At 39.2% G+C, this 25223-nt stretch carries 26 protein-coding genes; 13 read left to right on the top strand and 13 right to left on the bottom strand.

Going from position 1 to position 25223, the window contains the following annotated elements:
* Positions 1-32: 32 nt before the first annotated feature.
* The 7 genes from HX062_RS14725 (at position 33) to HX062_RS14695 (ending at position 6788) form a co-directional block, all read left to right on the top strand.
* Positions 33-920 carry a 3-hydroxyacyl-CoA dehydrogenase family protein gene (locus tag HX062_RS14725; RefSeq protein ID WP_182626326.1) on the top strand — a complete coding sequence of 296 codons (888 nt, stop codon included), beginning with the start codon at positions 33-35 and terminating at the stop codon, positions 918-920.
* Between the two features lie 86 nt (positions 921-1006).
* Positions 1007-2224, top strand: a complete 1218-nt coding sequence (locus tag HX062_RS14720; RefSeq protein WP_182626325.1) for a DUF1015 domain-containing protein — start codon at positions 1007-1009, stop codon at positions 2222-2224.
* Positions 2225-2235: 11 nt separating this feature from the next.
* Positions 2236-2922 carry a YggS family pyridoxal phosphate-dependent enzyme gene (locus tag HX062_RS14715; protein ID WP_286467928.1) on the top strand — a complete coding sequence of 229 codons (687 nt, stop codon included), beginning with the start codon at positions 2236-2238 and terminating at the stop codon, positions 2920-2922.
* Positions 2923-2930: 8 nt separating this feature from the next.
* Positions 2931-4280, top strand: coding sequence for an exonuclease domain-containing protein (locus HX062_RS14710; protein WP_182626323.1), 1350 nt, complete (start codon positions 2931-2933; stop codon positions 4278-4280).
* 11 nt (positions 4281-4291) lie between these two features.
* Positions 4292-5146: an ion transporter gene (locus HX062_RS14705; RefSeq protein WP_182626322.1), complete on the top strand. Its 855-nt coding sequence runs from the start codon at positions 4292-4294 to the stop codon at positions 5144-5146.
* The gene (gene miaA / locus HX062_RS14700; protein WP_286467927.1) at positions 5130-6047 is read left to right on the top strand and encodes a tRNA (adenosine(37)-N6)-dimethylallyltransferase MiaA; all 918 of its coding nucleotides are present in this window, start codon (positions 5130-5132) and stop codon (positions 6045-6047) included. Before HX062_RS14705 ends, miaA begins: the two co-directional genes overlap by 17 nt.
* 6 nt (positions 6048-6053) lie before the next feature.
* Positions 6054-6788 (top strand): acyl-[acyl-carrier-protein] thioesterase, encoded by a 735-nt coding sequence (locus HX062_RS14695; RefSeq protein WP_286467926.1) that lies wholly within the window; start codon positions 6054-6056, stop codon positions 6786-6788.
* Between the two features lie 306 nt (positions 6789-7094).
* Here the strand turns inward: HX062_RS14695 and glyA are convergent, their stop codons facing one another.
* Positions 7095-8369 carry a serine hydroxymethyltransferase gene (glyA, locus tag HX062_RS14690; RefSeq protein WP_182626318.1) on the bottom strand — a complete coding sequence of 425 codons (1275 nt, stop codon included), beginning with the start codon at positions 8367-8369 and terminating at the stop codon, positions 7095-7097.
* Between the two features lie 112 nt (positions 8370-8481).
* Here glyA and fahA point away from each other — a divergent pair, with 112 nt between their 5' ends.
* The 3 genes from fahA to HX062_RS14675 all read left to right on the top strand — a co-directional run bounded on the left by fahA (position 8482) and on the right by HX062_RS14675 (position 11506).
* Complete coding sequence (gene fahA, locus HX062_RS14685; protein ID WP_182626317.1) at positions 8482-9768, top strand: fumarylacetoacetase; 1287 nt, start codon at positions 8482-8484, stop codon at positions 9766-9768.
* Positions 9769-9951: 183 nt separating this feature from the next.
* The gene (locus tag HX062_RS14680; RefSeq protein ID WP_286467925.1) at positions 9952-10635 is read left to right on the top strand and encodes a cell division ATP-binding protein FtsE; all 684 of its coding nucleotides are present in this window, start codon (positions 9952-9954) and stop codon (positions 10633-10635) included.
* A gap of 7 nt (positions 10636-10642) precedes the next feature.
* Entirely contained in the window at positions 10643-11506 is an 864-nt protein-coding gene (locus tag HX062_RS14675) for a glycosyltransferase family 2 protein (RefSeq protein ID WP_286467924.1), read from the top strand.
* Here HX062_RS14675 and HX062_RS14670 read toward each other — a convergent pair.
* Both HX062_RS14670 and HX062_RS14665 read right to left on the bottom strand, forming a co-directional pair.
* Entirely contained in the window at positions 11481-12575 is a 1095-nt protein-coding gene (locus tag HX062_RS14670) for a glycosyltransferase (RefSeq protein ID WP_286467923.1), read from the bottom strand. The genes HX062_RS14675 and HX062_RS14670 overlap by 26 nt on opposite strands.
* A complete protein-coding gene (locus tag HX062_RS14665) occupies positions 12557-13708 on the bottom strand; it encodes a glycosyltransferase (protein WP_286467922.1) in 1152 nt (383 codons plus the stop codon). Before HX062_RS14665 ends, HX062_RS14670 begins: the two co-directional genes overlap by 19 nt.
* A 71-nt stretch (positions 13709-13779) precedes the next feature.
* On the opposite strand from HX062_RS14665, the gene HX062_RS14660 reads away from it, so the two are divergent.
* Positions 13780-14841 carry a glycosyltransferase gene (locus HX062_RS14660; protein WP_286467921.1) on the top strand — a complete coding sequence of 354 codons (1062 nt, stop codon included), beginning with the start codon at positions 13780-13782 and terminating at the stop codon, positions 14839-14841.
* Here the strand turns inward: HX062_RS14660 and HX062_RS14655 are convergent.
* The 8 genes from HX062_RS14655 to HX062_RS14620 all read right to left on the bottom strand — a co-directional run bounded on the left by HX062_RS14655 (position 14824) and on the right by HX062_RS14620 (position 21671).
* Complete coding sequence (locus tag HX062_RS14655) at positions 14824-15249, bottom strand: sugar 3,4-ketoisomerase (RefSeq protein ID WP_286467920.1); 426 nt, start codon at positions 15247-15249, stop codon at positions 14824-14826. The two genes, HX062_RS14660 and HX062_RS14655, sit on opposite strands and share 18 nt — an antisense overlap.
* Positions 15250-16545, bottom strand: a complete 1296-nt coding sequence (locus HX062_RS14650; protein WP_286467919.1) for an O-antigen translocase — start codon at positions 16543-16545, stop codon at positions 15250-15252.
* Positions 16545-17642, bottom strand: a complete 1098-nt coding sequence (locus tag HX062_RS14645; RefSeq protein ID WP_182626309.1) for a DegT/DnrJ/EryC1/StrS family aminotransferase — start codon at positions 17640-17642, stop codon at positions 16545-16547. The genes HX062_RS14650 and HX062_RS14645 overlap by 1 nt, the downstream gene beginning before the upstream one ends.
* A gap of 256 nt (positions 17643-17898) precedes the next feature.
* Positions 17899-18243, bottom strand: a complete 345-nt coding sequence (rplT, locus tag HX062_RS14640) for a 50S ribosomal protein L20 (protein WP_002991328.1) — start codon at positions 18241-18243, stop codon at positions 17899-17901.
* Between the two features lie 116 nt (positions 18244-18359).
* Positions 18360-18557: a 50S ribosomal protein L35 gene (rpmI, locus tag HX062_RS14635; protein WP_002991327.1), complete on the bottom strand. Its 198-nt coding sequence runs from the start codon at positions 18555-18557 to the stop codon at positions 18360-18362.
* A 57-nt stretch (positions 18558-18614) separates the two neighbouring features.
* On the bottom strand, positions 18615-19121 hold the full coding sequence (gene infC / locus HX062_RS14630; protein ID WP_002991325.1) for a translation initiation factor IF-3: 507 nt from the start codon (positions 19119-19121) through the stop codon (positions 18615-18617).
* 105 nt (positions 19122-19226) lie between these two features.
* Positions 19227-21179, bottom strand: a complete 1953-nt coding sequence (gene thrS, locus HX062_RS14625; protein ID WP_182626308.1) for a threonine--tRNA ligase — start codon at positions 21177-21179, stop codon at positions 19227-19229.
* Positions 21180-21296: 117 nt separating this feature from the next.
* Entirely contained in the window at positions 21297-21671 is a 375-nt protein-coding gene (locus tag HX062_RS14620) for a winged helix-turn-helix transcriptional regulator (RefSeq protein WP_255492368.1), read from the bottom strand.
* 164 nt (positions 21672-21835) lie between these two features.
* Between HX062_RS14620 and HX062_RS14615 the strand changes: the two genes are divergently transcribed.
* The gene (locus HX062_RS14615; RefSeq protein WP_182626307.1) at positions 21836-22195 is read left to right on the top strand and encodes a DoxX family protein; all 360 of its coding nucleotides are present in this window, start codon (positions 21836-21838) and stop codon (positions 22193-22195) included.
* 185 nt (positions 22196-22380) lie between these two features.
* The gene (locus tag HX062_RS14610; protein ID WP_182626306.1) at positions 22381-23403 is read left to right on the top strand and encodes a quinone-dependent dihydroorotate dehydrogenase; all 1023 of its coding nucleotides are present in this window, start codon (positions 22381-22383) and stop codon (positions 23401-23403) included.
* A gap of 40 nt (positions 23404-23443) precedes the next feature.
* Here HX062_RS14610 and HX062_RS14605 read toward each other — a convergent pair whose 3' ends face one another.
* Positions 23444-23782 (bottom strand): avidin-fold protein, encoded by a 339-nt coding sequence (locus tag HX062_RS14605; protein ID WP_182626305.1) that lies wholly within the window; start codon positions 23780-23782, stop codon positions 23444-23446.
* Positions 23783-23806: 24 nt separating this feature from the next.
* Positions 23807-24760, bottom strand: a complete 954-nt coding sequence (locus HX062_RS14600) for a hypothetical protein (RefSeq protein ID WP_286467916.1) — start codon at positions 24758-24760, stop codon at positions 23807-23809.
* Positions 24761-25223 lie beyond the last annotated feature (463 nt).

Raw genomic sequence — 25223 nt, 5'->3', positions numbered from 1 at the left:
GTATAATTAACTCGTTAACACACATATAACTTATGAAAAATATTGCTGTAATTGGTGCAGGTACAATGGGAAATGGAATTGCTCATACTTTCGCTCAAAAAGGCTTTAAAGTACTTTTAATCGATATCTCTGAGCAAGCTATTGAAAGAGGAATGAACACGATTAGCAAAAACCTAGATCGAATGATTGCCAAAGGTTCTATCACAGAAGCTGACAAAAAAGCAACAATCGAGAATATTATTACCTACACAGAAATTAAAGACGGCGTTGTTAATGCTGATTTAGTTATTGAAGCAGCGACGGAAAATGTAAACTTAAAACTAAACATTTTCAAAGAATTAAGTGCTGTATGTAGAGAAGATGTGATCTTAGCCTCAAATACATCTTCAATTTCCATTACGCAGATCGCATCTGTTGTAAAAAATCCAGCACGTGTCATTGGTATGCACTTCATGAACCCTGTGCCAATCATGAAATTGGTAGAGATCATCCGCGGCTACAACACAACGGACGAAGTGACAAAAGCAATCATGGAGTTGTCAACCAAGTTAGATAAAGTTCCTACAGAAGTAAATGACTACCCTGGTTTTGTTGCAAACCGCATCTTAATGCCGATGATTAACGAAGCAATCGAAACCTTGTACAATGGCGTAGCTGGCGTAGAAGAAATTGATACGGTTATGAAGTTGGGAATGGCACATCCTATGGGACCTTTACAATTGGCCGATTTTATTGGTTTAGATGTTTGTTTATCCATCTTAAACGTAATGTATGACGGCTTTAAAAACCCAAAATACGCACCATGTCCGCTATTGGTCAATATGGTAATGGCTGGTAAATTAGGGGTAAAATCTGGCGAAGGGTTTTATGATTATGCTGCTAGTAAAAAAGCAGAAAAAGTGGCGAAAATGTTTTCTTAATTGAAAAACAAATAAAATAAACCATCATATCAAGACAATCGATACCATTGTCGATTGTCTTACTTTTTGATACCATATAGTAAAGAATGGCAAAAATAATTCCTTTCCAGGGGATACGCCCCACACGAGATAAAGCTAATTTGGTAACTTGCAGGTCTTTCGAAGACTACAATGCAGTTGAATTAGCCTATCTTTTAGACTACAACCCCTTTTCTTTCATTCACGTTTTACATCCCGCTTACGTCAATCCTCAAAAGGTGACTAGTGATAAGCGCTTTAAAATGGTGGCTGCAAAATTCAATGATTTTAAAAAGGAAGGTATTCTAACAAAGGAAGAACATCCTGTTTTGTATCTCTATCAAATTGAAACAAAAAATTGGAAATTCACAGGTATTGTCGCAGGTACTTGTATCGAAGATTACGAAAATAACGTTATCAAACGGCACGAAGATACCCTTGAATATCGCGTAAGACTATTCAAAGAGTATTTATACCACAGTCGATTCAACACTGAACCTGTTTTGATGATGTACCCCGACAAGGAAAACATCAACAGTTGGATCGCAACCTATAAAGAAAATAGACCTATTTACGATTTTACAACGGTGACCAAAGAGCGACATACGATCTGGAAAATCGACGATCAAGCCTGTATTGATTGGCTTTGTAGTGAATTCGACAATATTCCGGAAATGTACATCGCTGATGGCCATCACCGCTTTGCCTCTGCCGCTTTGCTCAAAAGAGAAAATGGCTTTGAACCCCATTCGCACAGCAATACGGTTATGACCTTTCTCATCGCAGAAAACAATATAAAAATATACGAATTCAATCGTATTATACACGATTTAAACAACCATACGAAAGAAGAGTTTTTAGCCCTACTAAGCGAAAAATTCACCGTAAAAAACAAGCAGCAACAGCTGTGGAAACCCTCTAAAAAAATGGAGTTTGGCATGTACTTAGACGGCGATTTTTACTCGTTAAAGCTCAAAGATAAAATCAAAACAGACAACATTTTGATGCAATTGGATGCCCAAATCTTGTATGATGCTGTTTTAAACCCTATCTTGGGGTTAGACGATTTAAGAAATGACGCTAGAATTGATTATATTCCTGGTAATGAGTCAATTGTTGCCATTAAAGAATTAGTTGATGATGGAGAATACGAAGTTGGATTTATGCTCTATCCAACCAATGTGCAAGAGATAAAACTGGTGGCGGATAACGATTTAATCATGCCGCCAAAAAGTACCTATATTGAACCTAAGTTCATGAATGGGTTATTAACCTATGAAATTTAAAATAGAAGATTATGTCAAGTATTGCTGAGAATCTAAAACGAATTAAAGCTGACCTACCCACACAGGTGAGCTTAGTAGCTGTTTCTAAAACAAAGCCCAATGCGGCAATTTTAGAAGCATATGAAGCAGGACAAAGAATTTTCGGTGAAAATAAGATACAAGAAATGACGGATAAATATGACGCTCTACCCAAAGATATTGAGTGGCATATGATTGGTCATGTACAGCGCAACAAAGTGAAGTATATGGCGCCGTTTGTAGCTTTAATTCACGCGGTGGACAGCCTGCGTTTACTTGTAGAAATCAACAAACAAGCGGAGCGAAATAATCGCGTAATCCCTTGTTTACTCCAACTCTTTATCGCAGATGAAGAAACAAAGTTCGGCCTCGATGAAAGCGAACTAATGGAATTGCTAAATAGCGAGGAATTTAAAACCCTCAACCATATAAAGATCCAAGGACTAATGGGAATGGCAACATTTACCGATAATCAGGATCAAATTAGACAAGAATTTTCTACGCTACACGCGATTTTTGAAAAGGTAAAAACATCCTATAATCACTTGCCTAATGTAGCATGCGATACGCTATCTATGGGTATGAGTAACGACTACCCTATCGCTATTGATTGTGGAAGTACACTGATTAGAATAGGAAGTACCATTTTTGGAGAACGCAATTACGAACTAAACAAATAAGTATACTATTGTACGCAGTTTTAGATATAGAGACCACAGGTGGTCAGTTCAATGAGGAGGGAATAACCGAAATCGCCATCTATAAATTTGATGGCCATCAAATCGTAGACCAACTCATTAGCTTAGTCAATCCCGAAAAAGATATTCAACCCTTTGTTGTAAAACTAACAGGGATAAACAGTGCTATGCTGCGCTTAGCACCAAAGTTTTATGAATTAGCTAAACGCATTATAGAAATTACGGAAGACTGTGTCCTCGTTGCACACAACGCCTCGTTTGACTATCGCGTCTTGCGCAATGAATTTAGTCGTTTGGGATATGATTTTCAAAAAGATACGCTTTGTACCGTTGAACTAGCACAAAAATTATTACCCGAAATGCCTTCCTATAGCTTAGGGAAATTAGTGCGAAACTTAGGTATTCCCCTAGCGGATCGACACCGTGCCTATGGAGATGCCTTAGCTACTCTAAAGCTCTTTCAGCTACTCTTGTCCAAAGACACCGAAAAAACAATCTTAACTAGCATGATTAAATCCGATATTAAAACTGGATTTAATCCCAAGTTTTTCGATATTACAGACAATCTTCCTACTTCCGTTGGAATATACTATATCCACAATGAAGATGGCCAAATTATTTACATCGGTAAAAGCCGCAACATCAAGAAAAAAATTATGCAGCATTTTACCAATAACTCCGTACTGTTCAAAAAGGTGCAAAAAGAAACCTATACGGTAACCTTTGAAAAAACGGGAAATGAATTGATTGCCATCCTGAAAGAAGCGGAAGAAGTGCTCTTAAATAAACCCAAATACAACAAAATAACGAAAAAGGGCGTTTTCCCTTATTCCTTGTATATCAAAACCAACTTGAAAGGCTACTGCTATTTTAGCTTGGAAAAAACGGATGGACGCAAGAAAAACTATATGGCGTTTACTTCCCTAACGGAAGGTAGAAAATTCATTGATAAAATTACAGCTGATTTTGAACAGCCTTATTACTTGGAAGTGCTCCATGAAAAAAAATCAAATAAAGTGACAGAAGAAACTTTTTGTGCTACATTTGAACTACATTACAATGAATACAATAAGCTATTGCTTAGCTTATTACAAAAATACAACCTAGATGATGGTTATGCATTAATCCTCGATAAAGGACGGAGCATCAATGAGCGAAGTGCGGTTGTTTTGGAACAAGGAAAACTATTGGGATATTGTTTTTACGATTTGAATTATCAAATCAACGATCCTGCACGAATTGCAGCAAACCTTACGCCAATTACATTTCATCGAAACAACAGAAACATTATCCTCAATTATTTGAATAAAAAAACAGGTTATAAATTAATCCATTATTAAAAGTATATACGTTGAGACGCAGACTAAAAAATAAGTGGGATATTCTGAAACAGAAGATTTATATCATCATCTATGGATCCAATACCTTCGCGGGTAAACTATTCGATTTAGTTTTACTCGCCGTGATTCTCATGAGTGTGATTTTAGTTATGTTGGAGTCGATTGAGAGCTACGACATGAAGCATCACACCCTATTGAAGGTCTTGGAATGGGTGATTACGATTTTCTTTACCATCGAATATATCTTGCGGATTATTTGTAATAAACAACCGCTCAAATACATCTTTAGTTTTTATGGTATTGTGGATTTGATTTCCATCATGCCGATGTATTTGTCGTTCTTTGTTTCTGATTTAGGAGTACTATCCGTAGTAAGAGCCTTGCGACTCCTTCGTTTATTCGGTATTCTCAATCTCGTTCCATACATTGGTCAGGAGTCTAACCTAAAACTAGCCATTAAAGCCAGTAGAACAAAAATTATTGTTTTCATCTACTTTATCGTAGTTGTTTCCATCTTATTAGGTGCGTTAATGTATGTTATCGAAGGAAAAGACAATGGATTCACCAGTATACCGCGCAGTATCTACTGGTGTATTGTAACCCTGACTACGGTTGGTTATGGAGATATCGCGCCTCAAACTACCATTGGTCAAATGATTGCTTCCTTTATTATGATTATGGGATATGGAATTATTGCCGTACCAACTGGAATTGTGACCGCGGAATTTACTAGCTTAAAACGCAATAAAAGCGTAGATGCTAGACGCAGAAGATCTTGTTCTTCTTGTACAACAACAATTTATGATGATGACGCCAATTATTGCTATAATTGCGGACAAAAATTAGGAGATGTCTTTACCCGTTAATAATTATTTACTTGTCGTTATTGGCCCAACAGCAATTGGAAAAACGGCCTTAGCCATTCGACTTGCTCAACATTTTCAATGTGAAATTCTATCGTGTGATAGCCGTCAATTTTTTAAAGAAATGACAGTAGGCACAGCTGTTCCCTCTCCGGAGGAGCTCAGCGCTGTACCCCATCACTTTATTCAACATATCAGCATTCAAGACGCCTATTCAGTAGGCGATTTTGAACGGGACGCTATTGCCCTCTTAGATCGCTTATTTGAACGCAATAACGTACAAGTAATGGTCGGTGGATCGGGCCTATACGTCAATGCTATTTTAGAGGGATTAGACGAATTCCCTGATATAGACCCTCGCATTAGAGAAGAGCTCAACCAAGCCCTAGAAGAAAAGGGATTACCCTATCTACAAGCCCAATTAAAAGAACTCGATCCTGTTCACTATGAAAAGGTAGCCCTAGACAACCCTCAGCGCGTTACCCGAGCTTTAGAGGTTTCCATCGGTACGGGACAGCCCTACTCTAGTTTTCTAGCGAAAAAGAAAGTAAAACGCAATTTTATTCCCATCGTAATCGGTTTGGAAGCTCCACGTGAAATAATGTATGACCGCATTAATAAACGCGTGGATCTCATGCTCCAAGGCGGACTTCTAGAGGAAGTAAAAGCGCTAATTCCCAAGCAAGACCTCAATGCACTCCAAACAGTAGGCTATCGCGAACTATTCCAGTATTTTAAAGGGAATGCCACGCTAGATGAAGCCGTAGAAGAAATTAAAAAGAATACACGTCGTTTTGCCAAAAGACAAATTACTTGGTTTAAACGCACACCAAACACCACTTGGTATTCCTTTCAACAAGATAGTTCATCAATTATAGAGGATATTACCAAGCAAATAAACTAAATTAGTATGCCCATTTCCGACCAATTTACCTCCATTCACCAACAGTCTTACGAAATAGACTTCTTTGCTTGTTCTCCTTCTGGACGCTTGAAGTGGGTGGATTTGTGTAAATTCATTCAAAGCGCTTCAGCAGATCACTCGGTCTTAGGCGGAATTAGTTTTTGGGATTTAAAAACACACAATCAAGCGTGGGTATTGAGCAAATTCAGAATAGAGAAAAAAGCTGAATTACCGCAATGGCAAGATAAAATTACCATTCATACTTGGATCGAGCGCCTTGATGGGGTGAGATCCATACGGAATTTTGAGGTCTACCTCGGAGACCTACTTATCGCTGTAGCTTCTTCCCTCTGGGTAATCATCAACACCGAAAGACGTAGACCTGAACTCATCGCTTTACCTCATGAACACTTTATCAAATACACCGATAAAAAAGTGACGGATACTCCTTTCGCCAAACTACACAAAGGCAATTATCAACCTATTGACCAAGTGCGCGTCAAACTATCGGATTTGGACATGGTGAAACACGTCACCAATATCAAGTATTTGGAGTGGTGTATTGACGCCGCTTTTACTTGTCAAGAAGCTGTAGATCAAATTCAAGTTATTGATATGCACTTCTTAAAAGAAACCCGAATCAACGATCGCTGTGATGTTCTTTTCTTAGAAGAAAACAATATGCGACACTACCAAATTTGCGTAGAAGGTGTAGTACATTTTTATTGCTTCATGAACTAGTTAACGGTTGACAACCTGAACAACGTAATCTGTACGGTTTGCGCGGTTTGTACGGTGCGCGGTTTGTACGGTTTGTTTAGTCTCTTCGCTTGTAAGATAATTGCGCTTTACAATGAACAAATAAATCTGTACGGTTTGCACAAAGAGCAACGAACAAACCGTGCAAAGAGCAACGAACAAATCGAAGATTCATCGAACACCAAAACCAATATAAACTAGGTGAGATAAAGAGCAACAAACAAAAAAAAGGGATTCCTATTACTAGAAATCCCTCAGTTTATCTTAGATTTTACTTTCATCTAAAAACTACCAAACGAACATTGGACGTTCTTCCATCATGTCGTTTACTAGGTCAGCAACCTCTTCGATTACTGCTTCATCAGTATGATTAGTGATTACTCTATCAATTAAAGCAACGATAGTATCCATATCTTCTTCTTTCAATCCTCTTGTTGTGATTGCTGGTGTTCCGATGCGGATTCCCGAAGTTACAAAAGGCGATTTATCGTCAAATGGAACCATATTTTTATTTACCGTAATTTCAGCTTTTACCAACGCTTGTTCAGCGTCTTTACCTGAAATATTTTTGTTTCTCAGGTCGATCAACATCATGTGGTTATCTGTTCCGCCAGAGATAATATTGTATCCTCTTTTGACAAATGCATCAGCCATTGCTTTTGCATTTTTCTGTACTTGTAGCATATAAGTAAAGAACTCATCAGATAAAGCTTCACCAAAAGCAACTGCTTTAGCTGCGATAATGTGCATCAAAGGTCCACCTTGGTTCCCTGGGAATACAGCGCTATCCAATAGAGCAGACATCATGCGTACTTCACCTTTAGGTGTTTTTAATCCAAATGGATTAGGGAAGTCTTTACCGATTAAGATCATTCCTCCACGTGGTCCACGAAGTGTTTTGTGAGTTGTTGTTGTGATAATGTGACAGTGTGGAACTGGGTCGTTCATCAATCCTTTAGCGATTAATCCTGCAGGGTGTGAAATATCTGCCATTAAAAGTGCTCCAACGCTATCTGCGATTTCTCTAAAGCGTTTGAAATCCATATCACGAGAATAAGCAGAAGCCCCAGCAATGATTAATTTCGGTTGCTCTTTCTTCGCTATTTCTGCGATTTTATCGTAATTTAATAAACCTGTTTCTTGCTCTACACCATAAAACACTGGATTATACAATTTTCCAGAAAAATTCACGGGTGAACCGTGTGTTAAGTGCCCTCCGTGAGACAAATCAAATCCTAAGATTTTGTCTCCTGGTTTTAAACAAGCAGAAAAAACAGCGGTATTCGCTTGTGATCCAGAGTGAGGTTGAACATTCACGTATTCAGCACCAAAAAGAGCTTTTGCACGATCAATCGCAATTTGCTCTACAACGTCTACTACTTCACATCCGCCGTAGTAACGTTTGTTCGGATATCCTTCTGCGTATTTATTAGTTAAACAAGAACCAGCTGCTTCCATGGTTTGCTCACTCACAAAGTTTTCAGAGGCAATTAGCTCAATACCGTGTACTTGTCTATCCCCTTCCTCTACGATTAAGTCGAAAATTTCTGTATCTCTTCTCATCTGAATTGTATATTTCGTTAAATTGACTTCAAATGTACAAAATTCGTTTGTTAATTTGCCCTATAATTATATATTTGATAAAACTATTCACTCAACTAATTAAGCAATAAATATGATGATTACGGCAAATGATCCGAAAAGAAAATCTTGGTTAGACGTTCAGGCAGGATCTGACTTCCCCATCCAAAATATTCCTTTTGGGGTTTTTATTACGAAAGATGATATTGTAACAATTGGAACTCGTATTGGCGACCATGCCATCGATTTAAGTGCGCTACAAATGTTAGGCTACCTCAAGGGAATTGATCTCACAGACGATGTGTTTTTACAAGACAATCTCAATGATTTTATTTCTAGTGGAAAAAAAACATGGCGTGCAGTTCGAAACAGAATCGCTGATATCTTTGACAAAACAAATTCCACCTTACAAAACAACGCAAAACATAGAGAAGCAGTCATCTTTAAAATGGACGAGGTAGAAATGCAACTACCCGTGTATATTGGAGATTATACCGACTTCTATTCAAGTAAAGAACACGCAACCAATGTGGGTAAAATGTTCAGAGATCCTGCGAATGCATTGTTGCCCAATTGGCTACACATTCCAGTGGGATACCACGGAAGAAGTTCTACTGTTATACCTTCGGGAATCAACGTAAAACGCCCTTTGGGACAAACGCTGCCCAAAGGAGAATCACAACCTGTTTTTGGTCCTTCTAAACGCATTGACTTCGAGTTAGAAACTGCATTTATCACTACGGATGCCAACCTATTTGGCGAAAGTATTCCAGTAGATGAAGCGGAAGATCACATCTTTGGTATGGTGTTACTAAACGATTGGAGTGCACGCGATATTCAAACTTGGGAATACGTTCCACTAGGGCCTTTCTTAGCCAAGAACTTCGCTACTTCTATTTCGCCTTGGGTGATTACTTTAGACGCCTTAGAGCCCTTTAGAACGGCAAGCCCCAAGCAAGAACCTACACCACTTCCCTATTTACAGCAAACAGGAAACAAAACATTTGATATTAACTTAGAGGTCTATCTGCAACCTGAAAATGGAACAGATACGCTTATTTGTCAATCTAATTTCAAATACTTGTATTGGACCATGAGTCAACAGCTGGCTCACCACACCATCAATGGCTGTAAGATCAACGCAGGAGATCTTATGGGGTCGGGAACGATTTCTGGTTCTACTCCTAACAGCTTTGGTTCCTTGTTAGAACTGACTTGGGCTGGTGCTAATCCCCTTACTTTAGCTGATGGTACTACAAGAACTTTTATTGAGGATTACGATACCATCACCATGAAGGGGTTCTGTCAAAATGACGATATTCGCATTGGATTCGGAGAAGTAAAGAGTATGTTACTCCCATCATCCGCTACAATGAAATAATATAAAATGAAAGAATACAAAAGGGGTTCCATAAAAGAACTCCTTTTTTTGTGGCATTATGAGAACTTTAAACCTACAAACACAACAGAATTGATTTTTTATAAAACGCCGTTTAAATCATGCACAACTCCTTCCATAAATCGCAACTTTTTCGTATTTTTACCTTTTAATTCATTCGTTGCTATGTCAGAAGTAATCTTATCCTTACAAAATGTAAATGTTTACCAAAATAAACATCAGGTGTTATCTAATGTTAACCTCGAAGTAAACAAAGGAGAATTCCTTTATATCATAGGTAAAACAGGAGCTGGAAAAAGTAGTTTTATGAAAACACTATATGCTGACTTAGCCTTAACGGAAGGCGAAGGAATCATTGTGGACTATAACCTTCGCCAGTTAAAAGAGCGCGACATTCCTTTTTTGAGACGCTCCTTAGGTATTGTATTCCAGGATTTTAAGTTATTACCAGACCGCACAGTATACGGAAATCTACAATTTGCCTTAAAAGCAACAGGATGGACGGAACAAGAAGCTATTAAAAGACGCATCGAAGAAGTATTGGAGCGCGTAGGAATGCGCACACATATTCAAAAAATGCCCCATCAACTTTCTGGTGGAGAACAACAACGCGTTGCAATTGCACGCGCCTTATTGAACGATCCTGATCTAATCCTTGCGGATGAACCAACGGGGAACTTGGATCCACAGACAAGTGCTGAAGTGATGGAACTACTTTTAGAAATCAACAAAAACGGCCGTACCATCATAATGGTGACACACGACTATGCGCTATTGTTGAAATACCCTGCCAAAACACTTAAATGCGATGACGGTTCTCTCTTCGAAGTGATACATCGCACCTCTTAGTTTTCTTATGCTATCTATTGCTATACCCGTCTATAATTACAATATTCTACCCTTGGTAGAGCGATTACATCAGGAGGCATCTACCTTAAACATTCCCTTTGAAATCTTAGTGTGTGATGATGCTTCAACAATGCAATTTCAAAATCAAACTATTTCGCGTTTATCCCATACGCGTTTCTTGCAAAATTCAATCAATCAACACGTCGCCTCAACGCGAAATCGACTGCTAAAAGAAGCGCAATATCCTTGGGTCTTATTGTTGGATGCCGATGTCTTTCCCCTTTCGGAAACGTTTGTACAAACCTATATCGATCAAGTCAATACCGGCTCTTTTATTCAAGGGGGCTTTACCTACCAACCGACCGCTAAAGGTGTACCACAATCGCTTAGGGAAACCTATGGGCTAAAAATAGAACAATACAAACACTTACACAGCTGTTGCAATCTATTTTTTAATCAACGCGAACTACAACTTGAATTCGATGCTACTATTCAAACCTATGGATATGAGGATACGCAGTTTTTTCTTCAATTACAGCAACGCAACATCGAGGTTAGGCGAATAAAAAATCCTGTTTTACACCGGAGTACAGAGTCAAATGCAGCCTATTTAGCGCGGACAAAAGAGGCTTGTACCGTACTCGCTAAGTTGATTGAAGATCAAAAAATACAAGCGGAAGACGTACAGCTTAGCAAGCTATATAAAAAATTAAAAAACAATAACTTAACTCCATTAATTACGGGTGTACAAACTGTTTTTGGCGGTCTAATTTCACGTAATCTTTTGGGAAAAAAGCCCTCCATGTTGGCGTATAAGCTTTTCAAACTAATCGCGTTTCACCAAGCTAGTCTTGAGATTCAAAAAAAGTAATCCACTGAGGAAGCACAACAGATTTATCGTACTGCTGAACTGTTTGCACGGCATGTGCTCCGAATTGTTCTGCTTTGTTGCTATCCTTTATCAGCGCTAAACAGCAGTCGATCATTTGCTCTTGATCCCCTTGTGGCACCAAATAGCCATTGTACGCATGCTCAATCAAATCAGCAGGTCCAAAATCAACATCAAAAGCCACAACGGCTACTCCTAACGCCATAGCCTCTAAAAAAGCCATCGGCATTCCCTCCATATTTGAGGTATGCAACATAAAAGCACTCTGCTGTATCTCTTGATCAACGTTTTTGATTTCCCCTTTCCAAATCACACCTGCTCCTGCTTTTTCTTTTAGTTCAGCAACGTATGCTGCTGGTCCACCACCACAAATGACTAATGTCCAATCGGGTTGTTCTAGCTGCACTTTTGCCCAAATAGCCAACATCGCTTCGTAATTTTTTTCAGGTACAATTCGACCGATAGCAATGACTTGTCGTTGTTTTTTTACTGCTAATACTGGGCGATTACCTTGATTTTCTATCCAATTGGGAATAACCGTTAGCTTGTTGTGTGTCCAATCTTTAGCCGATTGCTTGTTTAAAAGAATAAGCCCATGAAAGCGCTTGCTCAACGCAAGAGTTAAGCGATCGACAATCCAACGCTTGAGGGGCGATTGAATGGGAGACAGTAAAAAATTACGCGAGCCATGTACTTCGAAATACACGGGTATGCGATTACCCAAAAAATACGGGATAAAATACCCTTTAACCCCATTGTCAATGACAAAAATGAAGGTGGGACGGTTGACGTCTATCACCTTTTGTTGTATAAAAGTACAGTATTGCTTCAGCTGAACGATCGTGCGAATAGGTTGTGAATACAAGATAAAGCGAACCCTGGGGTCAAAGTTATAAAATGGCCGATCACTTAGATCATTGGTACTCACCACTTGCACCTCATAACCTGCTTGCACAAATGCCGCCGTTTTTTGACTGAGTATGCGAGCCACTCCACCTCCACCGGTAATAGAAGTTGCAATATAGAGCAGATTTATTTTTTTGATTCCCATAGCCTTACATATTGATTAGCAATCGTTTCACAATCGTGAATTTCGCGAACGAACTGTTGAGCTCGTTTTCCTATGGCTGAAATAAGCGCTTTATTTTCAATCAAATAACTCAATTGTTCCACTAAGTAGGCAACATTGGGCTTGGCCTCTATACACACCTCTCCCTCTTGTAGATTATAATGAGCTAAAAACGCGTCATTTGCCCCTGTAAAAACCACTTTTCCTTTAGCCATAGCCTCTAGTGCATTATATCCTTGATCTTTCGAAAATACCTGATCCAATACAATCGTTGCCTTTTCTTGCGCTTGTTGATACGCCGCATAAGGCAATTGTTCCACTATACAAATTTCTATTTGATTGGGGTATTTCTTTTGCAGTTGTGCTAGGGCTGCTTCAAAGAAAGCGATTCCCTTTTGATGGTAATTCCCGCGGTTAATCCCCAAAAAGATACAGACTTTCCCATCATGGGCTTGTTCCACAGCACGATATTCGCGAATTACCACTGGATGTGGAATCAATCCCAAATATTTCGGATGCGCCTTATTGGGATTAACATAATCCATATCACTAGCAATAATACCTTGGCAATGAGACAAAATCATCTTTTGTGTTTGGATCACTCCCTTTTGACGGTAAACATCAACATAAGCATAGTGATGTTGTAGGTTGGGATTCGCAAATACAGGTTGAAAAAGCGATACTTCCTCTGGGTGTTTGGTCAAGTACTGTAAACCGTGTACATCAATTCCACAAGAGAGTAAAAACACTTTATTATTTTGGGCGAATAGCTGTTGTAAAAGGTGTTTTTCCCATCGGGCGATGGTTTGAATAGGGCGGTCATTGATCAGCTGAACCACGTCAAAATCTTTCAATTGCTTGAAGTGCTGTTGGGCGCGCCATCCTTTTTCTAGTTCGGCAATATCCCAGCGAAAAACTTTGTGAATTGCCTTGCGAAAAAAAGTCCCCCATCGACTGTTGGTCCATTGTGGGCGAATAGAACGGTCTACTTCTAAGTCCTTGAATTTATCACCATCACCTAGCAAGACCACTTCCCTCACCTTGGGGTGCTGTATTAGTCCCTTTTTCAAGGCAGAATGTAATCCGCTATAATCCCCAATTAAAAGTATTCTCATTATCTTAGCCGTGATTTATTCAAATGTACGTTTATCTTTTTATGCCACAAAGGAAAATAAAAATAGCGTTAGTGGGTGACACCCTTGCTTATGGTGGTGCGGAACGCATTCACAGCTCCCTTTCCATCCATTTAGAACAGGAAGGCTATGAGGTGCACAACCTCCTTAATTTAAACGTTATTACCTATCCTTATGGCGGTGTATTATACAATTTAGGCGTACACAAATCCACGGGCTTTTCCTTGCGCAATAAATGGAAGCGCTATCGCCTTTTTCGAAACTACATCAAAACACAGGGTTTTGATTATGTCATAGACTTTCGAACGCGAAGTAAACCCCTCACCGAAGTATTGTTACAGTGTTTTGTTTTTGACGCTACCTATATTCCAACGATTCACAGCTCGGAACTTTCGTGGTATTTTACATCCAATCTTTTTTTGGGGAAACACCTGTATAGAAAATCAAAGCAAATCATTTGTGTAAGTCAGGCAATTGCAGAAAAAGTAAAAGCAACTTATCGCTATAAACAGGTGCAAACCATCTACAATCCCATTCCAATTGACAGTATACGCGAACAAGCGAATCAACCTCATTCTTTCCAAGGGAAAAGGTATATTGTTGCCTGTGGACGTATGGATTCTGACCTCAAACAATTTGACCGTTTAATTGAACTATATAGTCGAAGTAAACTTCCCAAGGAAGAAATTCACTTGGTTATATTAGGCGAAGGAAGGTATAAACAACAGTTGGTCGATCAAATCGCTCAACATCAACTCGCTGCTTGGGTTCACCTCCCTGGATTTTGCGAAAATCCCTTCCCTATCTTCAAAGGAGCCTTGTACTTTGTGCACAGCAGTCGATTGGAAGGTTTTCCCACAGTCCTACTCGAGGCCTTAGCTTGTGAGATTCCTATAATTAGCTTTGATTGCCCGACAGGACCAAGTGAAATTATACAAGATCAATACAACGGATTTTTAATTGAGGATCAAGACTTTGAGGCCTTAAAAACAGCTATGGACGTATTGGCTCTGGATACAGAAATGCGCAATAGAATCAAACAAAATACCTTGAAAACTGCCTATGCTTTTGATATGGATGTGATAAAGAAGGAATGGTTAAACCTCTTGCAATAGTGCACGAGAGGCTAAAAACAAATCATATGAGCGAATGTAATCGCTTTCGTCATATGCCCCAGAATTGACGGCTAAGCAAACCGTTCCAGCTTCAAAATTGTCCAATACACTCCAAATACCAGGTTGAAGTATCAAGCCCTTTGTAGGATCTTCTAAATACACTTTTCTCTTTTGATTGCCGTCGTCGAGCATTACTTCGAAACTTCCGTTTATAGCGAAGAGTACAGTCGTTTGCTGTTTGTGTGCATGTCCACCTCTGTGCTTATCTCGAGGCACTCCATAAATAAAAAACAAGCGTTTTATTTCAAAGGGAAGAATATCCTCCTCAATAACGGCGAGCGTTCCTCTCTCGTCCATAAGTTGAGGGACGACAATTTCACGACAATCAAAAATGCTGTATTTCTTCATTTACTTCAAGTGTTTTTTAAACTCCGAACGGCTAAAATACCAAGAAAAATAGACAACTAAAACACAACTGTAAATTATATACGCTAAAGTGTACCCCAAAGTAGCGGCTTCCATACTAAAATGAGGGAGTAACAGATACGTAAATCCGTAGAAACAACTAAAAAATAGGGTTTCACAGATTAGATAGGGCAAAACCAAGCGCTCGGTATAAAAGAGCAATCCAAAGATCAATCCCGCACCTTTGACGAAATCGCCTACTAGTTGCCACTTCAACAAATCTATCATAGGACTAAAACTGTGATCCAAGATGAGGGGAATGATCCAACTGCGGGAGAGATAGACCACCAATAAGCCTAAGGCAAACAAGGGCATTACCCCTTTAAAATACAGGCTAATGATAGCTTTCTTATCTTTATACTGCTGTAATTGAGCAAGTTTAGGCAAGAAATAGGTATAAGCCAAGGTGGTGATAAACAGCATATAAATACCTGAAATCCGTTGGATTCCCTCCCATATACCCGCTAGTTCAACACTTGTATTTATCATGAGCAATTTGCGCACCCACAGCATACAGAGCGGACTAATAACGGCCGAGAACAAGGCCATTACAGCATAGGAGAACAAGGGCTTTATGAGGGAAAAGTCAAAGGGTTGCCACTGCAGTTTCAGTTCTTTTTTGACCCAGTAAAGCGAGATAAAAAAAAGGATAGCAGGACTAAGAACCATAGCCAGTAATGCACCGTTTAACCCTTGCGTATACACCAAATAAAAGGTTAAGAACAAGCCGGATACATTGCCGATAATATTGAGGTAAATAACTTTTTTAAACTGGGATAAACCAGTTAAAAAAGCGATCCAAATTCCGTTTAACACTTGCAAGGGGAAGGCAAATCCCAAGCAAATAAACAAACTAGGCATAGAAAAGGCATCTTCGAATAAGTAGCGATCTAATTCGCGTCGAAAAAGGAATATCACCAGCGACACCAGGAGGAGAATTCCCAGCATAAAGCGCAACAAAACATTGACAAAGCGCTCAATTGCAGTTTTATTTTCGCGATGTGTCGCCACATATTGAACAATACCATTGGCAAATCCAAAAGAAGAAAAGGCTTCCATAGACGCCAACATATTGCGCAGATTTCCCATATAGGCCATGCCAGAAGTACCAACAAACAAAGCCAAAAGCTTAGCAGAACACAAGGCGGTAAGCAAACGCACCCCTATGCCTATCGTATTTAGAAGGGTTACTGTGGTGAATTCACTTTGCTTATATTTATGCCAAATATCTCTTATCATTAATAGGCGTTTATTGCTTGGATGACTTGCGTTACTTCTTCGTCTGTAAGTATGGGTGACAGAGGTAAACTAACCACTTCTTGATGGATTAATTCTGTAATGGGGAGTTGTAAAAAGCTAAACTCACTCAAGGCGGGTTGTTGATGAGGGGCAATCGGATAGTGAATCAACGTTTGTATGCCCTTGGCTAACAAATACCGTTGAAACTGCTCGCGTTCTGCTACACGAACCACAAATAAATGAAAATTATGTGCGCCTTCTGAGGAGAGATGAGGCAAGATCACTTTTACATTCTTAATCTCTCTGATATAGCGATAAGCGATATGCAAACGCTTTTGATTGTCCTCGTCTAAATGCGGAAGCTTGAGGTTTAACAGTGCCGCTTGTACTTCATCTAAACGCGAATTAAAGCCTTTGTATTTATTTTGGTACTTGATGTGAGAGCCATAGTTACGCGTTGCACGAATAACCTCTACTAGATCCAGGTGATTCGTCGTAACGGCTCCTCCATCACCTATACACCCCAAATTCTTACTCGGGTAAAAGCTGAAAGCTGCAGCATCGCCAAAAGCACCCGCTTTGATGCCGTTGAAAGTCGTTCCATGGGCCTGTGCGGCATCTTCAATCAACAACAATCCTCGGTCATGACAATAGTGTTGGATCTTATCCATCTCATACACTTGTCCGTACAAATGCACCACTAAAATAGCTTTTGTCGAAGCAGTAATCGAATAGGTGATTCCACTTAAATCGAGGGTATAGCTATCTAAATTAGGTTCAACGAGTACAGGATTCAACCCACATTCCAACAAAGCCAAAATCGAAGCAATATAGGTATTTGCAGGCACTAAAACATCGTCTCCTACACTGAGTTTCCCCAATTTGATATAACCGTCAAAAATCAATTTTAAAGCATCTAAACCATTGCCAACCCCCACGCAAAAAGAAGTTCCACAATAAGCGGCAAAATGTTCTTCAAAAGAAACTACTTCATTGGCAAGCATATACATTCCATCGTGGAATATTTGTTTTATTTTTTGCAGATACTCCGCTTCATAGGCCTGGTTGATCTGCTGTAAATCTAAGAATGATATCATGGAGGGTGGCTGAATTAGAAACGTAAATATAGTTTTTTTTTATGAGGTATGAATGCTTTCTTGGTTGTGCTTTGTTGGTTGCGCGGTTTGTTCGTTGCACGGTGTATCTCACCTAGTTTATATTTTGTTTTGGTATTCGATGAACCTTCGATTTGTTTGTTGTGTGCTTAGGGCGAACGGTAAACAAAAAAAGCCCTACTCGTGAGTAGGGCTTTAACTATATTAAGTAAGACTAATCTGATTTGACAAACGTTTCTTATTTTACTTTATTAACGATAGCTGCGAAAGCTTCAGGGTGATTTGTAGCTAAATCTGCAAGAACTTTACGGTTCAATTCGATGTTGTTAGCTTTCAATTTACCGATGAATACAGAATAGCTTAATCCGTGTAATCTTGCACCAGCGTTGATACGCATAATCCAAAGAGAGCGGAAATTTCTTTTCTTTTGTTTTCTATCACGGTAAGCATAAAGCATTGCTTTTTCTACCGCGTTTTTAGCTACTGTCCAAACGTTTTTACGTCTTCCAAAGTAACCTTTGGCTTGCTTCAAAATTCTTTTTCTTCTTGCTCTTGAAGCTACTGAGTTTACTGATCTTGCCATTTCTTTACAAGTGTTTTTTGTAGTGGGCGACTTTTACAAGTTCTTCTAAATTACTAAGCGCCACTCCAGGGTTATTAAAAAATTTTAACCGAATCTACAGTTCTAGTTACCTAGAATTAGATTAATCTTAATTGATCTTTGATGCTGTGCTCATCTGCTTTAGATACTAAAGTAGAGTGAGTTAAAGCTAATTTACGCTTTTTAGATTTTTTAGTCAAAATGTGACTTTTGAAAGCGTGTTTTCTTTTGATTCTTCCAGTACCAGTTAGCTTGAAACGCTTTTTAGCACTAGATTTAGTTTTCATTTTAGGCATTTTGTTCCTAGGTATTATGATTATCTTACTTAATTCTATTTTCTTTAGCGGGAAGAATTACTTTGTTTTCTTTTTAGGAGCGATGAACATGGTCATACGTTTTCCTTCCAATACTGGCATTGATTCAACCTTTCCGAATTCTTCCAAATCCTGTGCTAATCTCAATAACAAAATTTGTCCTTGATCCTTGTAGATGATAGAACGACCTTTAAAGAATACGAATGCTTTTAATTTAGCTCCTTCTTTTAAGAACTTTTCTGCATTCTTCTTCTTAAACTCATAGTCATGCTCATCAGTTTGAGGGCCAAAACGAATTTCCTTAACGGTAATTTGCGTTGATTTAGCTTTCAACATTTTCTCGCGCTTCTTTTGCTCGTAAAGGAATTTTTTATAGTCAATTACTTTACAAACGGGCGGTTCTGCATTGGGAGAGATCTCCACTAAATCTAATTCTTGCTCTTCAGCTAAACGCAAAGCGTCTGCTAGTTTATATACACCCGTTTCGACATTGTCTCCAACAAGTCGAACTTCAGGAACACGGATTGCGTTGTTTACTCTATGCAAATCCTTCTTCTCTTCGCGAGGTCTAAATCCTCCTCTTTGTCTTACTGCTATGGCTTTAAAAATTTTAATGCTTGGTTCTACAAGCGTTATACATCATTTGTTTTTTTATTCTCCGAACTGTTTCATTGATGAACTCACTTCTTTTTGAACAAAAGCAACAAACTCTTCTATTTTCATCGTTTGATTTGATTTGCCTGAATCCCCGTGTTTACGCACAGAAATCGTTCCATTCTTCTCCTCTTCTTCACCTACAATCAGCATATAAGGGAATTTTTGTACTTCTGCTTCACGGATTTTCTTACCGATCGTTTCATTTCTGTTATCTACGACCGCGCGAATTTCGTCATTTTCTAGCAAATCTAAAACTTTTTTCGCATATTTTTCATACTTCTCACTCAAAGACAGTATAATAGCCTGCTCTGGCATCAACCAAAGTGGGAAATTTCCACCTGTATGTTCTAATAAAATCGCGATAAAACGCTCCATTGATCCAAAAGGTGCTCTGTGAATCATTACAGGTCTATGTAATTCGTTATCAGAACCTTTATACGTCAATTCAAAACGCTCTGGCAAATTGTAATCTACTTGAATTGTTCCCAACTGCCAGCTTCTTCCTAAGGCATCTTTCACCATAAAGTCTAACTTCGGACCGTAGAAAGCAGCTTCACCACTTTCAATCACGTAGTTTAACCCTTTGTCTTTGGCTGCGTTGATAATTGCTTGTTCTGCTTTTTCCCAGTTCTCCACAGATCCGATATACTTATCTGGATTGCTTAAATCGCGAACAGATACTTGAGCGGTAAAGTTCTCAAACCCTAGAGATCCGAAAACGTAAAGCACAAGGTCAATTACTTTTTTGAATTCTTCGTCCAATTGATCTGGCGTACAGAAGATATGCGCGTCATCTTGTGTAAATCCGCGTACACGAGTTAACCCGTGTAATTCTCCTGATTGCTCGTAGCGATAAACGGTTCCGAACTCAGCAAAACGCTTTGGTAAATCTTTGTATGACCAAGGTCTTGCGTTGTATATTTCACAGTGATGCGGACAGTTCATTGGTTTTAACAAGAACTCTTCCCCTTCTACTGGTGTGTGAATGGGCTGAAAACTATCTGCCCCATATTTTGCGTAGTGCCCAGAAGTAACGTACAGTTCTTTTTGTCCGATATGTGGGGTTACTACTTGTTCATATCCTGCTTTTTTCTGTGCTTTACGCAAGAAGTACTCCAAGCGATCTCTTAAAGCAGCACCTTTTGGCAACCACAACGGTAACCCTTGCCCTACTTTTTGAGAGAATGTAAACAACTCTAGCTCTTTTCCTAATTTGCGGTGATCGCGTTTTTTTGCTTCTTCTAATAAAGCCAAATAATCCGTTAGATCTTTTTGTTTCGGGAACGAAATACCATATACACGTGTTAACTGTTTATTTTTTTCGTCTCCTCTCCAATAAGCACCTGCAATTGATAAAATTTTAAATGCCTTGATGATTCCTGTATTGGGAATATGTCCACCGCGGCATAGGTCAGTAAAGGTATCGTGATCACAAAACGTAATTGTTCCGTCTTCTAGGTTCTCGATTAGTTCTACTTTATATGGGTTTTCTTCTTTTTTATACATGGCTAACGCCTCTGCTTTGGAAGCAGAACGCATCGAAAACTCGTGTTTTCCTCTAGCTATTTCTAAAAACTTATCTTCAATTCGCTTAAAATCAGCATCCGTAACTTTGTGATCCATGAAATCTACGTCATAGTAGAATCCATTTTCAATAGCAGGACCGATCGTTAACTTAATACCTGGGAATAGCTCCAATAAAGCTTGTGCCATTACGTGAGAAGAAGAATGCCAAAATGCTTTTTTCCCTTCTGTATCATTCCATGAATACAAAACTAAACTACCGTCCGTGGTCAAAGCAGTGGTGGTTTCGATGGTGGTACCATTGAAGCTGGCAGAAATAATATTTCTAGCTAATCCTTCACTTATACTTTTAGCAACATCGAAAGGAGTTACCCCTGAGGCAAACTCTTTCACTGATCCGTCTGGTAATGTAATTTTTATCATGATTAATTTTAAAAAATGAGTGGCAAAGATACAGATTTTGGCGAAGAATAACAAGACCTTTTATTCGCTTTCCCCGCTTTTCTACTGAAATAATTTCGTTTGTCCTTTCTTGTTTTTCTAACCTTTGGTTTTTTCCATCTGCTTGGTGATTTCTTGTCTATAGGTATTTCCCCAATTGGCGAGGGCTTGAATCACGGGAGTCAGGGTAATTCCAAAGGGAGAAATCTCATATTCAACAGCGACGATTGAGCCGTCAATTTCTCTTCGGTTAATCAGTTGATTGAGTTCAAGATCTCTTAATTCTTTGCTGAGCACTTTGGCAGAGATATCGCCTAAAGCGCGTTGGAGTTCCATAAAACGCAATTTATCGTGCAACAATAAAGTACCCAATATATGCAGCTTCCACTTGCCACTTAAAATGGACATGCTGTCTTTGACCCCCATTATATTCGTTTTACACTGTGCCTGTTGTTCTTTCATCGCTTCTTTCATCGCTCTTCAAATTTCGCCTAAAGTAAAGATACGAAAAATCGACTACACCGTCAAAGATACGCTTCCTGCACTTACCAATTGGTAACCAGTTTCCATTTAGTTAGCCCCCTCCTTTTCATCTTTTAAAGGTGGTACCTTTGCTATACAAATCAAAAACAAAACACATGAAAAAGAAATTAATCTATTGGACATCAACAGCTTTATTTAGCGCTTTTATGTTATTTAGCGCCTATGGTTATTTCACAGACCCAACATTTAAAGAGGCCTTTGCCTATTTGGGATACCCTGATTATTTTCGCATTGAATTAGGAGTTGCCAAAATACTTGGTGTACTTGCGCTACTACTACCCTTTATGCCACGTATAATCAAAGGATTTGCCTATGCGGGTTTTACCATTAACCTCATTGGTGCGGGAATTGCGCATTTAGCTATAGGCGAAGGTATTAGTTCACTTAGCTTGATATTTGTTGCCGCTCTTTTACTTGGAGCTTCCTTCTTTACACAACCCGCTAAAGGCGTTTAATTTACAGCTAGTTTCAAGATTACACCCAGCATTTGCTCACTTGGAGGATAGATGCCACTCCATTTGTTTGGTTGTACACCAAAGAAAGCGCAGAAAAACAAAGTATTCTTTGCCGAAGGTTTTAAAAATTATAACAAAAGATGTACTTTCGCACTGTATTTTTACAACACAACAACACCCATCTTATGTACAAAAGTATTTTTAAACCGTTTGCTTTTTCTATGGATCCAGAAAAAGCGCATCACTTTACCTTTAACTCGTTGAAATTCATCAACAAAATTCCAGGTGTATCGGCCCTTATTCGCTCTACGTTTCAAGTGAACGACAAGCGATTAGAGCGCGAGGTCTTTGGCTTGAAATTCAAAAATCCAGTTGGACTAGCAGCAGGTTTAGACAAAGATGCAAAATTGTACAGAGAGTTAGAAAACTTCGGCTTTGGTTTTATTGAAATTGGAACTATTACCCCAAAACCACAAGACGGGAATCCCAAAAAACGCATGTTTCGCTTAGTGGAAGACAATGCCTTGATTAACCGCATGGGGTTCAACAACGGGGGAATTGAACAAGCGATTGAACGTTTAAAGAAAAACAAAGGAACACTCATTGGCGGAAATATCGGAAAAAATAAGGTGACTCCAAACGAGCAAGCCACTGACGATTACGAAATCTGCTTCGAGGCACTTTTTCCGTATGTCGATTACTTTGTAGTCAATGTGAGTTCACCCAATACCCCTAACCTGCGTGCGTTACAAGACAAAGAGCCTTTAACCGCTTTATTGCATGCCTTGCAAACAAAAAATAGCGCTAAGCCGAAAAGCAAGCCAATTCTCTTAAAAATCGCACCCGATTTGACAGACAGTCAACTACTCGATATCATTGATATTGTGGCAGAGACAAAGATTGCAGGTGTTATTGCAACCAATACCACCATTAGTCGAGAAGGACTACAATCGGAGAAGAAAGTAGAAACTGGTGGATTAAGTGGAAAACCATTAACGAAGCGCAGTACAGAAGTTATTCGCTTCTTGGCGGATAAGAGCAATCGCGCCTTCCCTATCATCGGTGTAGGAGGAATCCACACTCCCGAAGACGCCATAGAAAAATTAGAAGCAGGAGCCTCGTTAATTCAGTTGTATACCGGATTCATTTATGAAGGACCCGCTTTGATTAAAGCCATTAACAAGAAAATACTAGAACAGTATACATAATAAAAAAAACCGCTGAGTAGCGGTTTTTTTGTTTCTATTGCTATACTTCTTCGAGCATAGAAGTCCCTTTAGATTGATCGCCAGAGGTCCATTCCCACACTTCATGTAAGCGGATTTTTCCATTTTCCATTACTTCAGGGGTAGATTGACATTCCCCTGTCATCAATTCACCTTTGTCATTGACTTGGTGGTATCTCATGTCGATCGTTCCACGCTCATCAACCAATCCGATCAAATGTCCAGAGACAATCTTCCCTCCTTTGTAGGTTGCCGTTAAGATTCTCCCCTCCTGTTGGTAGTGAAAAACCGTTTCGCTAGACGTTTCCCCATTGGGTGTATTGCTAACTGCTCGAAAGGTTTTGTCGTTGTAATTTATCATCGTAATCACTTTATAATCTTTCTCTTATACAAAAATAGCAGAAGCTAATTTTGATAGTTCTCTTGTATCCAAATCAATACACAACCCAAAATTATTCACGACTTGATTGCCTAAAAAAGGGAGAAAAAAACCAGCGTAATCAGGATCAGGGATCTGCATCGTTTCTATTTTACCTGTTGTTAAATCAAGGGTATAAAAACAAGGAATTCTCATTTCTGTCAGTTCCGTTGCAGGACTATCATACAAATAGGAAAAATACACGCGATTATCACGGATAAAAAAATCAGGGGCATAGTGGAGGGAATCGTCAAAACCCAGGGGTGTCTGCCACACCACTGCTCCATCCTTAAACAAAGTAGCGATATAATCCCCATCGATATAGAAGTAGGTATTTTGAGCCACTAGTGCTACCCGATGAATCAATCGCTTGGAGGGCAAAGCAATTACATTGGCTTCTCCCGTTTGAAAATCATAGGTAAAAACTTCGGCTTTCTTCCTTGGATTCGGCAAAACAAAAGTTTTCAATTCCTCATTTAGCTGTCCGTAGCTCAAGGGATTTGCCCCTGGAAAAGCATATCGTATTTCTTCCGTTTTGATATCGAGTACAACGACCTTTTCCCTTTTTTTGATATCACCGCGAACGAGAATTACGCCCTCTATGGGAGTAAACAAGGCTTCGTAACCAAAAGCGACCTTGGTCATAGCCACTTCCTTTTGAGTTTCCACTTCGACCAGGCGAATAAATCGCTTACGCGTATCAAATGTTGTATCGATCGCAAGCACATACTTTCCATCTGCAGTTATGGCTTTGATTTCACTGTCTTTGGGTTTAGCGGCAATCCAATATTTCTGATTCGTTTCAAAATCATAAACAAAACTACCGTAACTCAGGCTATCGTGAAAAAAGGCTCGAGAACGCCCTTCACTCACTCCAAAATCACTGTAATAAATCTCTCTTTCTTTGACACTTTTTTTCATCACTACTTCTTTTTAAGCGAAAGATACTTCTAATTTTGGGATACTTCCGTCCTTTCTTTCGAGTTTTAGTCGCTTTCCCTTCGACTTTCGTTTGACGTACCACTATCTTTCCTCCTTTATGAGTCCATAGTGTCTCTATTAAAACCCTGACTTTTAATAGAGACACTATGGACTCACTATGGACTCATTATGGACTCACCACCCACCATTCACTACTCACCATTCACTACTCACCATTCACTACTCACCACTTACCACTTACCACTCACCACTCACCACTTACCACTTACCACTCACCACTCACCACTTACCACTTACCACTTACCACTTACCACTCACCACTCACCACTTACCACTCACCACTTACCACTCACCACTTACCACTCACCACTTACCACTCACCACTTACCATGTACGTCCCTGACATAGGTTGACCATAAAAAATCAATTTTCCTATGAAAGT

Source organism: Myroides sp. DF42-4-2 (genome assembly GCF_030326445.1).
In the GTDB taxonomy this organism is placed as follows: domain Bacteria; phylum Bacteroidota; class Bacteroidia; order Flavobacteriales; family Flavobacteriaceae; genus Flavobacterium.
The sequence above is the reverse complement of the archived record's forward strand: the minus strand, read 5'-3'. Positions and strand labels throughout refer to the sequence as shown.

What these genes read in the sequence shown, in the direction of transcription:
- HX062_RS14725 (WP_182626326.1), top strand. Translation starts at nt 33, where the DNA reads ATGAAAAATATTGCTGTAATTGGTGCAGGTACAATGGGAAATGGAATT.
- HX062_RS14720 (WP_182626325.1), top strand. Translation starts at nt 1,007, where the DNA reads ATGGCAAAAATAATTCCTTTCCAGGGGATACGCCCCACACGAGATAAA.
- HX062_RS14715 (WP_286467928.1), top strand. Translation starts at nt 2,236, where the DNA reads ATGTCAAGTATTGCTGAGAATCTAAAACGAATTAAAGCTGACCTACCC.
- miaA (WP_286467927.1), top strand. Translation starts at nt 5,130, where the DNA reads ATGTCTTTACCCGTTAATAATTATTTACTTGTCGTTATTGGCCCAACA.
- HX062_RS14695 (WP_286467926.1), top strand. Translation starts at nt 6,054, where the DNA reads ATGCCCATTTCCGACCAATTTACCTCCATTCACCAACAGTCTTACGAA.
- glyA (WP_182626318.1), bottom strand. Translation starts at nt 8,369, where the DNA reads ATGAGAAGAGATACAGAAATTTTCGACTTAATCGTAGAGGAAGGGGAT.
- fahA (WP_182626317.1), top strand. Translation starts at nt 8,482, where the DNA reads ATGATGATTACGGCAAATGATCCGAAAAGAAAATCTTGGTTAGACGTT.
- HX062_RS14680 (WP_286467925.1), top strand. Translation starts at nt 9,952, where the DNA reads ATGTCAGAAGTAATCTTATCCTTACAAAATGTAAATGTTTACCAAAAT.
- HX062_RS14675 (WP_286467924.1), top strand. Translation starts at nt 10,643, where the DNA reads ATGCTATCTATTGCTATACCCGTCTATAATTACAATATTCTACCCTTG.
- HX062_RS14670 (WP_286467923.1), bottom strand. Translation starts at nt 12,575, where the DNA reads ATGGGAATCAAAAAAATAAATCTGCTCTATATTGCAACTTCTATTACC.
- HX062_RS14665 (WP_286467922.1), bottom strand. Translation starts at nt 13,708, where the DNA reads ATGAGAATACTTTTAATTGGGGATTATAGCGGATTACATTCTGCCTTG.
- HX062_RS14655 (WP_286467920.1), bottom strand. Translation starts at nt 15,249, where the DNA reads ATGAAGAAATACAGCATTTTTGATTGTCGTGAAATTGTCGTCCCTCAA.
- HX062_RS14650 (WP_286467919.1), bottom strand. Translation starts at nt 16,545, where the DNA reads ATGATAAGAGATATTTGGCATAAATATAAGCAAAGTGAATTCACCACA.
- HX062_RS14645 (WP_182626309.1), bottom strand. Translation starts at nt 17,642, where the DNA reads ATGATATCATTCTTAGATTTACAGCAGATCAACCAGGCCTATGAAGCG.
- rplT (WP_002991328.1), bottom strand. Translation starts at nt 18,243, where the DNA reads ATGGCAAGATCAGTAAACTCAGTAGCTTCAAGAGCAAGAAGAAAAAGA.
- rpmI (WP_002991327.1), bottom strand. Translation starts at nt 18,557, where the DNA reads ATGCCTAAAATGAAAACTAAATCTAGTGCTAAAAAGCGTTTCAAGCTA.
- thrS (WP_182626308.1), bottom strand. Translation starts at nt 21,179, where the DNA reads ATGATAAAAATTACATTACCAGACGGATCAGTGAAAGAGTTTGCCTCA.
- HX062_RS14620 (WP_255492368.1), bottom strand. Translation starts at nt 21,671, where the DNA reads ATGAAAGAAGCGATGAAAGAACAACAGGCACAGTGTAAAACGAATATA.
- HX062_RS14615 (WP_182626307.1), top strand. Translation starts at nt 21,836, where the DNA reads ATGAAAAAGAAATTAATCTATTGGACATCAACAGCTTTATTTAGCGCT.
- HX062_RS14610 (WP_182626306.1), top strand. Translation starts at nt 22,381, where the DNA reads ATGTACAAAAGTATTTTTAAACCGTTTGCTTTTTCTATGGATCCAGAA.
- HX062_RS14605 (WP_182626305.1), bottom strand. Translation starts at nt 23,782, where the DNA reads ATGATAAATTACAACGACAAAACCTTTCGAGCAGTTAGCAATACACCC.
- HX062_RS14600 (WP_286467916.1), bottom strand. Translation starts at nt 24,760, where the DNA reads ATGAAAAAAAGTGTCAAAGAAAGAGAGATTTATTACAGTGATTTTGGA.